The organism is Fretibacterium fastidiosum (assembly GCF_000210715.1).
GTDB lineage: Bacteria > Synergistota > Synergistia > Synergistales > Aminobacteriaceae > Fretibacterium > Fretibacterium fastidiosum.
In genome coordinates, this window is the sequence record NC_021038.1 from 1,511,474 (window position 1) to 1,521,648 (window position 10,175).

14 protein-coding genes are annotated in these 10,175 nt (G+C 66.5%); 3 read left to right on the forward strand and 11 right to left on the reverse strand.

Going from position 1 to position 10,175, the window contains the following annotated elements; translation table 11 throughout:
* The coding region (locus SY1_RS07000) for an ATP-binding cassette domain-containing protein (protein ID WP_208873225.1) at window positions 1-620 on the forward strand (620 nt) is incomplete at its 5' end.
* Window positions 621-686: 66 nt separating this feature from the next.
* On the opposite strand, the gene SY1_RS07005 is transcribed toward SY1_RS07000, so the two are convergent.
* The 11 genes from SY1_RS07005 to rpsO form a co-directional block, all read right to left on the reverse strand.
* On the reverse strand, window positions 687-974 hold the full coding sequence (locus tag SY1_RS07005; protein ID WP_015556612.1) for a YerC/YecD family TrpR-related protein: 288 nt from the start codon (window positions 972-974) through the stop codon (window positions 687-689).
* A gap of 182 nt (window positions 975-1,156) precedes the next feature.
* A complete protein-coding gene (locus tag SY1_RS07010; RefSeq protein ID WP_208873226.1) occupies window positions 1,157-2,308 on the reverse strand; it encodes a M48 family metalloprotease in 1,152 nt (383 codons plus the stop codon).
* Window positions 2,305-2,766, reverse strand: a complete 462-nt coding sequence (gene flgN / locus SY1_RS07015) for a flagellar export chaperone FlgN (RefSeq protein WP_208873227.1) — start codon at window positions 2,764-2,766, stop codon at window positions 2,305-2,307. Before flgN ends, SY1_RS07010 begins: the two co-directional genes overlap by 4 nt.
* Window positions 2,756-3,307, reverse strand: coding sequence for a flagellar export chaperone FliS (gene fliS / locus SY1_RS07020; RefSeq protein ID WP_015556613.1), 552 nt, complete (start codon window positions 3,305-3,307; stop codon window positions 2,756-2,758). The genes flgN and fliS overlap by 11 nt, the downstream gene beginning before the upstream one ends.
* A gap of 164 nt (window positions 3,308-3,471) precedes the next feature.
* Window positions 3,472-4,671, reverse strand: coding sequence for a thioredoxin-disulfide reductase (gene trxB, locus SY1_RS07025; protein WP_015556614.1), 1,200 nt, complete (start codon window positions 4,669-4,671; stop codon window positions 3,472-3,474).
* Between the two features lie 108 nt (window positions 4,672-4,779).
* Window positions 4,780-5,652: a N5-glutamine methyltransferase family protein gene (locus SY1_RS07030; protein ID WP_015556615.1), complete on the reverse strand. Its 873-nt coding sequence runs from the start codon at window positions 5,650-5,652 to the stop codon at window positions 4,780-4,782.
* Entirely contained in the window at window positions 5,652-6,725 is a 1,074-nt protein-coding gene (gene prfA / locus SY1_RS07035) for a peptide chain release factor 1 (RefSeq protein ID WP_015556616.1), read from the reverse strand. The genes SY1_RS07030 and prfA overlap by 1 nt, the downstream gene beginning before the upstream one ends.
* Window positions 6,722-7,687 (reverse strand): DUF1385 domain-containing protein, encoded by a 966-nt coding sequence (locus SY1_RS07040; protein WP_243440616.1) that lies wholly within the window; start codon window positions 7,685-7,687, stop codon window positions 6,722-6,724. The genes prfA and SY1_RS07040 overlap by 4 nt, the downstream gene beginning before the upstream one ends.
* Complete coding sequence (gene thyX, locus SY1_RS07045; RefSeq protein ID WP_243440617.1) at window positions 7,674-8,354, reverse strand: FAD-dependent thymidylate synthase; 681 nt, start codon at window positions 8,352-8,354, stop codon at window positions 7,674-7,676. The genes SY1_RS07040 and thyX overlap by 14 nt, the downstream gene beginning before the upstream one ends.
* 54 nt (window positions 8,355-8,408) lie before the next feature.
* Window positions 8,409-8,636: a 50S ribosomal protein L31 gene (gene rpmE, locus SY1_RS07050; protein ID WP_015556617.1), complete on the reverse strand. Its 228-nt coding sequence runs from the start codon at window positions 8,634-8,636 to the stop codon at window positions 8,409-8,411.
* A gap of 58 nt (window positions 8,637-8,694) precedes the next feature.
* Window positions 8,695-8,961 carry a 30S ribosomal protein S15 gene (gene rpsO, locus SY1_RS07055; protein WP_015556618.1) on the reverse strand — a complete coding sequence of 89 codons (267 nt, stop codon included), beginning with the start codon at window positions 8,959-8,961 and terminating at the stop codon, window positions 8,695-8,697.
* Between the two features lie 234 nt (window positions 8,962-9,195).
* Between rpsO and SY1_RS07060 the strand changes: the two genes are divergently transcribed.
* Window positions 9,196-9,699, forward strand: a complete 504-nt coding sequence (locus tag SY1_RS07060; protein WP_015556619.1) for a YbaK/EbsC family protein — start codon at window positions 9,196-9,198, stop codon at window positions 9,697-9,699.
* Window positions 9,696-10,175, forward strand: a 480-nt coding sequence (locus SY1_RS07065) for a ribosomal RNA small subunit methyltransferase A (RefSeq protein ID WP_279369727.1), incomplete at its 3' end; no start/stop codon positions are given. The genes SY1_RS07060 and SY1_RS07065, both read left to right, overlap by 4 nt.

Below are 10,175 nucleotides of genomic sequence, written 5' to 3' on the forward strand. Positions count from 1 at the left end.
CTGCGGATGGGCGGCCGATGAGGGACGTGGAGGTGAGAGGGCTCTCGAAGTCCTTTGGCGGAAGGGTGCTGTTCAGGCGCCTGAACCTGACGTTCCGAGCGGGGGAGATCACCGTGCTGGCGGGGGAGAACGGGGTGGGCAAGACGACGCTCCTTCGCATGATGCTGGGGCTGGAGCGGCCGGATTCGGGGGAAATATCGGGGTTGCCCGACGCCCGGTCGGCCCTCTTTCAGGAGGACCGCCTGCTGCCGGACCTGTCCGCCGCGCGGAACGTGGCCCTGGGCTGCCGGCGTCCGCCTCCGCGGGAGGACGTCCTGCGTGCACTGGATGCGGTGGGGCTGAGGGAGAGCGCCGACGTCCCCGCGAGGGAGCTCTCGGGAGGGATGGCGCGGCGCGCGGCCCTGGTGCGGGCGCTCATGGCGCCGGGGGAACTGGTGCTGCTGGACGAGCCCTTCAGCGGTCTGGATTGGGTGAACCTCCACCGCGCGGCCGCCTTTATCCGGGCCGCCCGTGCGGGGCGCACGCTGATCGCCGTCGTGCACGGCGTGGACGCGGAAGCGGCGCTTGGGGGACGCCTCCTCCGGCTGGAGCCCTCCGGCGCAGCCGAAGGGACGGGGTGAGGGGACGACGGAAGGGGGCTTCGCGCGTTGCGCGAAGCCCCCTTCCGTCGTCCGTCCCCGGTGCGGCTACTTCTGCATCCGCTCCAGGACGACGTTATAGCCTCCCGTGCCGTAGTCAAGACACTTCTTCACCCGGCTGATCGTCGCGGTGCTCGCCCCCGTCTGTTGGGCAATCTGGGGATAGGTCTTGGATTCCTTAAGCAGACGAGCCACCTCGAGCCTTTGAGAGAGCGCCTTGAGCTCGCTGATCGTGGCCACGTCCTCCAGGAAATCGTAAACCTCCTCCTGCGTCTTGAGCGTCAGAAACGCATCGCAAAGCTGATCCGTAAGCGTATCCTTCCAGTTACCCGACATGCAGCAGCATCTCCTTCCACGATAATGCGCTACGGCACACGACCATTTTAGAGAAGTATACCGTAAACGGCGGCGAAAATGCAAATCAATTTATTGAAACTTCGAGAAGAACCGTTTCGTGCCGGAGCGCGGGCCGTCAAAAAGGAGCCCCGGAACGGGCGCTCCTTTCGATGACAGGACGTTCACTGAAAATACTTTGCCGACGGGGACTTTCGGCGGGCCGCGTTCAGGGCGACCAGCAGTTTCTCGCGGAAGCCGTCCAGGCCGTCCATCCCCTCCGTCGGCCTGGCCAGCAGGTGGTTCCCGACGTACAGGGCGTCCCCGACGAGGTGGAGGTCGTAGGGGGCAAGCTCCAGCTGGAGGTCGGCGTCGAGGGCCTCCCGGGCTTTCGTCAGGGCCTCGCGCGCCGCCAGCGTCTTTTTGCCGCCCCACACGGGCAGGCCGTCAACGGTGAGGTCGATCCGGTCTTTCGTCTCCTGGAAGCCGGTCCTGAGGAGCCCCAGGGGGTACTTTCGGCGCACGGGAATCCCGCGCTCACGAAGCGTCTTCAGGACGGCCTCGAGACGCCGCCTGGAGGTGGGGTGGTCCATGTAGATGCCGTAGTCACGGATGGGCTGTCGCAGGTCCTGGTCCATGAACTTCTCGATCAGGGTCACCATCCCCGTGGGGGAGTAGTAGTCCGAGGCGATGAGGGCTTCCAGCCCCAGACGGTCCGCCTCCGTCTCCAGCTCTATGGAGTAGGCGTTCGTGATGGCGAGCTGCGCGACCTGAGCCAGGAGGATGGGCGCCCCGGCCCCGCCGCTCAGGAGCATCACGGCCAGCGCGGCGATCGAGACCTTGTTGGCCTCAGCCGCCATGCGCAGGCTGTGCTTGCGGTCCGCGTGACTCATCTCGTGGGCCATCACCGCCGCGATCTCGGAGTCCGTCTTCAGGAGGTCCAGGAGACCCGAAGTGAAGAAGATGAAGCCGCCGGGCAGGCAGAAGGCGTTGAGCGCCTCCGTCTTCACCAGGCGGATCTCGTAGGGGATGCGGCGCTGCATGTGGGGTTCCAGTCGGTTGAGGATCATGGTGAGGCGGGCGATGGCGGCGGGGTTGGATTCCAGGGGCCACTGCCGCTCGATCTGTTCCAGCGCCCTTCGCCCGATGGCCCGCTCCTTCTCCAGGTCGGGGTCGTCGAAGATGTCCCCGGACGCGACCGTCTGTGGGGCCGCAGCGCCGCTTTTGCTCCTGGGCTTCGCGGCGGCGGGGGCCGGAGCGGGCACGAGGGCTTCCAGGGCGAGGACGAGCAGGAGGAGGCGGCAGAGGCCGCGCTTCAAGGCCCTTGAGCGCGTCAAAGGAACGCCCCTCCCATCCGTTCGTAGCTCGTCGCCGCTGAGCGCCCCTTCGCCATGGAGGTCAGCTGCTCCCGCAGCCCGGCGGAGTACCGCTCCAGCAGGCGCTTGGACTCGTCCCCGGCCTTCATGAGGTCCTCCGCCGCGTCGCGGGCCTCGTCCAGCATCGCGGACACCTCGCGGTCGTCGGGGAAGAGGGCCCGAAAGCGCTCCCAGAAGCCCTCCGTGCCGGCCGGCCCGTCGATCCCGGCGGAGCCCAGGAGGTCGCCCCAGGAGTCCGCCAGAAGCTGGAGGCGGGCGATAACGTCGTCCTTTTCCTGAAGGATCTGCAGCAGTTCCTCCATGTCCTCGTTGAGGACGATGGCCTCCTGTTCACGGGAAACCATCGCCCTCAGGGTCCTGTACAGCTGAATCTCCTGTGCAAGCAGGCCCTTTGCGTCGCGGACGAGGTTAGCCGGCAAGGTTGACCCCACCCGCCTTTCGTGGCGGGAGCGTGGTGGGGGCGGTTCCGGGTCGGGCCGGCGTCTCCGCGCCCGACGCCCCCGTGCCCTGAAGCTCCGCCAGGGCGTTCTTCAGGTCCTCATCCTCCGGGTGGGCGGCCTGATACTCCTGCAGCAGCTTGACCAGCGCGCCCTCCCAGGCGGTCTTCAGCTCCTCCAGCATCGTGCGCACGGTGCGCAGGTTCTCCGGCTCCTTCTTGACGTTGGCGTCCACCAGGAGCTGGTACATGTAATCGTAGAGGCGCATCAGTCCCTGGGCCATCTCGCCGCCCCGCTCCGTGTTCAGCGTCACCATGAGCTCACGGATGACCTCCTGGGCCCGAATGATCTCGCGGTTGGCCGCGCTCAGGTCCTTTTCGGACTCCTCGCCCGTCAGAGCCGCCTCCGCCATGCGGCAGGCCTTGATGCCGATGTCGTAGGTGATCAGCAGGAGCTGTTCCTTCGTCGCCGTCGATATCTGCGTTGCCTGATAGGCAAAATGTGCGTTGTTCCTGTTTTCCATAGGCGATATCCCTCCTGGTAATTATTGTCGGCCGTTCGGGAGAGAATTTTTACTCTTTGCCCCCGTCCCCTGCACGGGATGGACCGGGCAACCTGCCGTCTTCCGCCGGACGCATTAAAATCCGCGGCCTCCCTGCAGGAGGCCGCGGAGGACTTTGGCGTGCGCTACAGGGCGTTCTTCAGGTCCGCCTCGGAGGTGACCGTCGTCACCTTGACGACCTTGCCCTTGCTGAGCTCGACCACCGCGGGCATCTTGGCGGTGACCTCCAGCTTGTCCGCCATGAGGGAGTTGCGATAGCCGTCGATGACTGGGATCTTGACGTCGCGGGCCTTGGCCTCGGCCTCTGCGGCGTTGGAGAGCTTCGCCTGCTTCTCGTCGATGCTGGAGTAGAAGAAGGCCTTGACGTGCTCCGGCTCCAGGAGCGTGGAGCGCAGGTGCACCTGCTCGTTGATGTAGGCGGAGGCCGCCATGGCGGCGACGGAGCCGTCGGCGGCGGCGGTGATGACCTGACGCAGGTACTTGCTGCGGACGTCGCCCGCGGCGAAGATCCCCTCCACGGAAGTCTCCATGTGGTCGTTCGTGATGATCCAGCCGCCCTTCTCGGCCTTCACCAGCCCCCGCACGCAGTCGTCATCGGGGGCCTGTCCCACGAACATGAAGACGCCGGAGACGGCCAGGTTGGAGACCTCGCCGGTCTTGACGTTCTTCAGGACCAGGTTTTCCACCATGCCGTCGCCCTCGATCTTCTCGACGACGCTGTTCCAAACGGGGACGATCTTGGGGTTGGAGAGCGCCTGGGCGATGGCCGCGCGGTCGGCGCGGAACTCGTCGCGGCGGTGGATGATGTAGACCTTGGACGCGAACTTCGTGAGGTAAGCGCCCTCCTCCACGGCGGTGTTGCCGCCGCCCACGACCGCGACCTCGAGGTCCTCGAAGAAGGCGCCGTCGCAGACGGCGCAGAAGCTGACGCCCTGGCCGATGTGCTCGGCCTCGCCCTCGCAGCCCAGGCGGCGGAAGTGCGCGCCCGTCGCCACGATGATGGCCTCGGCCTCGATCTCGTTCGTCTCGTCGCCCTTCTTGGTGACGACGATCTTCTTGTCGCCGCGGAGCTCGACCTTGGAGTCGTCCACCGTGCGGATATCCGTGTTGAACTTCAGCGCGTGCTGGTGCAGCATCTCGCCGACCTCGGGTCCCGTGGCGTGCGGCACTCCGGGGTAGTTCTCGATCTCGTCGGTGATGTTGATCTGCCCGCCCGTCCTGCCCCTCTCCAGAAGGAGGACGTCCAGCCCGGCGCGACGTCCATAGATGGCCGCGGACATGCCCGCAGGGCCTGCGCCAATGATAACGAGCTCACGCTTTTCCATAACTTCATCGACTCCTTAAAGGTTAATGATTGATTTGCCTCAGCCTGGCCGCCGGGCGGGGCAGCCCTTGCAGGTCCTCCGACGCGCGCCAGAGCCGTTCTTTAGGTATTATCCCCGATATTTTAAAACAACGCAACGAAGAATTGCGGAGTCGTCCGCGATCCTCTGAAGGAACGAGAAAGCCCGGTCGGGGGAGCGCTCCACAGCGTCCCGAATGGCGCGGGCCTGGTCGCTCTCTCCCGTCTCGAGGATGACGAAAGCCCCCGGCTTGAGCCACGCCGGGGCGCTCGCCAGGAGCGCCCGGTAGCAGTCCATCCCATCCACGCCTCCGTCCAGCGCCAGGTGGGGTTCATGGTCCCGCACCTCGCGCATGAGGCGGGGGATCGCGCCCCTCGGAATGTAGGGGGGGTTGCTGATCAGGAGGTCGCACTCGCCCCGGACGGCGATGTCCTCCGGAGCGTCGGTGGGGAGGAGGCGGGCCCTGGAGCTCAGGTTCCAGCGGGCCAGGTTCTCGGCCGCCCACCGCAGGGCGTCGGGCGATCGCTCCGCCAGGATGCCGCGGGCCAGGGGGGCGCTCCAGGAGGAGCGTCGCGGCGATGCAGGCGCTGCCCGTGCCCCAGTCCAGGAACGTGAAGGGCGCGTCCTGCGGGAGGAGGTCAGGGCGGCCCGAACGAGGACCTCTGTGTCCCGCCTCGGGACGAGGACGCCGGGCCCCACGCGGAAGTCGCGCCCCCAGAAGTCCGCCGTCCCCAGGACGTACTGCAGGGGCTCTCCGGCCTCACGGCGACGCACCCCGGCCTCCAGCGCCTCCGGCAGGACGACCTCCCTCTCCAGGTGCGCCAGAAGCTCCGCCGAGGTGAGGCGGAGGCCGTCGCAGAGCAGCCATCGCGCCTCCTGCACCGCGTTGACCGCGCCCGCGGCAGCGAGGCGCTTCCGGATGGACGTCAGGTGTGCACGCAGGGTTGCGCTTCCCGCGCTCATCACTCCTCCAGGTGTTCGAGTTTCTGCGTCTGCTCCGCGAGGATCATGGCGTCGATCATCTCGAAGAGGTCCCCGTCGAGGTAGTTGTCCAGCTTGTAGAGGGTGAGGTTGATTCGGTGGTCCGTGATGCGGTTCTGAGGGAAGTTGTAGGTGCGGATGCGCTCGGAGCGGTCCCCGGACCCGATCATGCCGCGTCGCTCGCTGGCCTGTTCGGCGTTCTGCTTCTCCTGCTCCAGGGCGTACAGCCTGGCCTTGAGGTAGGCCATGGCCCGCGCGCGGTTCTTGATCTGGGAGCGCTCGTCCTGACACGTGGCCACGATGCCCGTCGGCAGGTGCGTGATGCGCACGGCGGAGTCCGTCATGTTGACGTGCTGCCCTCCGGCGCCGCTGGAACGATAGGTGTCGACCTTCAGGTCCTCGGGGCGGATCTCGATCTCGATGTCCTCCACTTCGGGCATCACCGCCACCGTTGCGCTCGAGGTGTGGATGCGGCCGCTGGCCTCCGTCACCGGCACGCGCTGAACCCTGTGCCCGCCGCTCTCGTACTTCATCATGCTGTAGGCGCCGTGGCTGTCGATGCGGAAGATGACCTCCTTATAGCCGCCAAGGCCTATGAGGCTGCTGTCGATGACCTCGATCTTCCAGCGCTGCCGCTCGCAGAAGCGGGTGTACATGCGATAGAGGTCAGCCGCAAAGAGCGCCGCCTCGTCGCCGCCGACGCCCGCTCGAATCTCCACGATGACGCTCTTTTCGTCGTTGGGGTCCTTGGGGAGAAGGAGGATCGTCAGCTCCTTTTCAAAGTTCTCGATCTGAGGCTCAAGCTCGCTCAGCTCCTCCCTGGCCAGCTCCGCGATCTCCGGGTCGCCGCCCTTCAGGAGGTCCCTGGCCTCCGCGATGCTGGCGACGGCGGCGCGGTACGCGCGGTACTTCTCCACGACGGGCTCCAGTTGAGCTCGTTTCTTTCCCAGGTCCTGAAGCGCCCTGGGGTCCGAGGCCGTGGCCGGGTCCCCCATCCGCTCCTCGATGTCTAGGAACTCCTTCTCTATGGCCTGAAGCTTGGGCTCGATGTTCATGAGTTGTCCTCCATTGATTCCTTAACGGGCTGTCCTTCGGGGAGCTCCTCGTCATCCCCGGTCCCCATCGCCGTGTTCAGGGAGGTCAGGGCCACCTCCGCCTGTCCGAGGTCCGGCTCCCTGGTCGTCAGGTACTGCAGGGAGAGGAAGGGGGCGATGACGATGCGCCCCAGCCGGCCCGAGTCCGCGGCGAAGCGGATGATCTCGTAGGAGGTGCCGATCACGATGGGTAGGAGCAGGACCCGCAGGACGACGCGACGAAAGAAGCTGCCCCCTCCCACGATGGAGAACACGGCGATGCTGACGAGGACGGCGATCAGGAGAAAGGAGGTCCCACAGCGGGGGTGGATGCGGGAGCAGGTCAGGATGTTCTCCGGCGTCATCTCCAGGCCGCTCTCGAAGGCGTTGATCGTCTTGTGTTCGGCCCCGTGGTAGCAGAACACGCGGCGAATGTCGCCCCACAGTCCGATGACTCCGACGTAGCTGATGAAGATGAGCGCCCGGACGACGCCCTCAAGCATGTTGGTCCACAGAGGGGACAGGCCGGGAAGCTCGGCGACCCAGAGGGGCAGGGCCACGAAGAGCCCGCCAACGGCGGCGACGCCGACCGCGATGGCGACGAGGAGGTCCTTGAGGGTCAGCGTCTCCTCCTGCTCCTCAAGGGCGACCTCCGCGGAGCGCGACAGCGCCTTGAACCCCGTTGCCATCATCTCGCACAGGACGACCGCCCCGCGAAGGACGGGCAGCTTCCAGGGGAAGCGCTTCGTCCGGGAGCTGTTGGGCCAGTGCTCGCGAAAGATGCCGCCGGTGGGCCTGCGGACGGCCAGGCCCCAGCGGGCGGGGCCCTTCATCAGGACGCCCTCGATGACGGCCTGTCCACCCACGGGAACGCGCTTCGCCTCCCCGGTCACAAGGCGGGAGGCCGCGATGGCGGCCAGCAGCCAAAGTTTAATCCTCGACAAGAAGATCCTCCATATCCTTAAACGGCCTGCCGCAGGGTTTGACCTCGCCGCAGGCGCCAAAAATGCAGGACGGACCGGCCTTTTTAAACAGGACGGGGGCCTCCTGCCTGCACAGGAGGAGCATCCGTCGGGCCAGCGCGCGAATCTCCCACTGGGCGCGGCGGCAGAGGCGCAGGTGGAAGAAGTGGTGCAGCTCCCGCGCGTTCATCGTCAGGACCAGCCGCGTCTCCCAGCCGTAGGGCAGGATGAAGCGGGCGTCCTCCGCCGGGACCCCCAGCTCGACGAGCCTCCGGTAGGCGGCGAAGGAGGCCTCGGACTGTCGCCGGAACAGAGCCTCGGCTTCGGGCATGTCCGCAACGGAGGGGGGGACGATGACCGAGGAGCCCGTCATCCGGACGTAACGCTGGCTCTGCTGGCTGAAGCTGGCCATGCGGTGCCGCACCAGCTGGTGCGAGGCCACGCGGCTCAGCCCGTCCACGGCGAAGGTGAAGGAGGCGTGCTCGAAGGTGGAGAGGTGTCCGCTCCGCCACAGCTGGTCCAGGAGTGCCTCGGAGAGGGACTCCCGTCTCTCCGGCGAGGAGGTCCGCCGCCGTGACGTCCCTGTAGCAGATGCGGGCCGCCGCCGCCACCAGCTCGTCCGGATGGGGCGTGTGCGCCAACAGGGCAACGGTGCAGGGCATGATAAAAAAGGGGCTCTTGCGGGCCCCTTCCTTCCTCTCTGCTAAACGTCCGTCTTCTGGCCGTAGTGGATGCCCTGGTACTTCTTCTGGAACTTTTCGAGACGGCCGGCCTCGGAGAGGACGCGCCCCTTCTTGCCGGAGTAGAAGGGATGGCACTGCGAACAGACGCCAACGCGGATCTCCTTCATCGTGGAACGGGTGGTGAACGTGTTGCCGCAGGCGCAGGTCACCTTGCAATCCTGGTATTCGGGATGAATGTCCTTCTTCATAAACGAAACACCTCCAAAAAGCGGAATCCTTTACCTTAAAGCCTGAGGACGGGGCCGATCAATGGCGCAGGCCAAGTCGCTCGATCAGGCTCTTGTAGCGGTTGAAGTCCTTTTCCTTGAGGTAGCGCAGGAGCTTGCGCCGGCTTCCGACCATCTTCAGAAGGCCGCGGCGGGAGTGAAAGTCCTTGCTGTGGGCCTTCAAATGCTCCGTCAGCTCGCGGATGCGCTCCGTCAACACGGCCACCTGAACCTCGGGGGAGCCGGTGTCGGACTCGTGCGTCCGGTACTCGCTGATGACTTCCTGTTTCTTTTCCTTCGGGATCATTTCGTTCACCTCTGTCTCTAATCGTGCCGCATGACCAGGGATTCGTCCGATCCGAGACGACATCCTGAGTGCAGGGCCGAAGCGTATATTAGCATTTTAGGACACGCGCCGCAAGTGGGGCCTTGACGAGGGCGCCGCGCGGGGGGCCGCACGTCCCCTTCCTAGGGCCTCTAGTGTAGAATAACGTTGCGGGCGTGCCCGCACCATTCCTTTTGCACGGAAGGAGAGCGCAGGATGCCCCAGGGTCGGGACGCGGTTGAAGCGGTTGAAAGGGTACGGAGGGCGCTGGACGCCGCGGGCGCCCAGGACGTCGAGATCCGGGTCGTGGAGGGGAGCATTTTCACGGTGGAGGACGCGGCCGCCACCATCGGCGTGCCGCCGGAGGAGATACTGAAGAGCCTCGTCTGTCTGGTGGACGGGGAACCGGTCCTGGTGCTGATGAGCGGCTCGAACAGGATCGACTCCAGGGCCGTGGCCCGCGCTTTCGGCGGACGCCGCTGCCGGATGATGCCGGCGGACGACGTGTACGGGAGCTACGGCTTCCGCGTGGGGGGCGTCCCCCCGCTGGGATACCCGCAGCCGCTGAGGGCGGTGCTGGACGAGGACCTGTTCCGGTATGAAGTCGTCTGGGCGGCGGCGGGTACGGACCACGCCTTCTTCCCCGTGGAGCCCGACCGGCTGATGAGGCTCACGGGCGGCGCTAGCGCCAGCGTCAAAAAGGACGCGGCCGAACGTTGAGGGCAGGGCGAGGCAGGGCGCCGGGCGGGTTTCACGCGCTGCGCCGCTTGGGACAGAACTTCCTGGTCGACCGCGGCGTCCTGGCGGAGATCGTCGAGCGCTCAGGGGTGGGGGAGGGCGACGTCGTCCTGGAGGTCGGGCCGGGGCAGGGCGTCCTGACGCGCGCCCTCCTGGAGCGGGGCTGTTTGCTGCACGCCGTCGAGCTGGACGAGCGCCTGCGGCCTGAGCTTGAGGCGCTGGCCGCGGCGTCGGAGGGGCGCCTGTGCCTTCACTGGGGTGACGCGCTGAGGACGGACCTCGCCGCCCTCGTGCCCTTCCCCGCGAAGGTGATCGCCAACATCCCCTACAGCATCACGACGCCCCTGATCTGGCGCCTGCTGGCCCTCGCCCCGAAGGGCCTGGCCTACTGCCTCCTGATGGTGCAGAAGGAGGCCGCTGACCGTCTCCTCGCCCCCGCGGACACCAGGGAGCGCTAC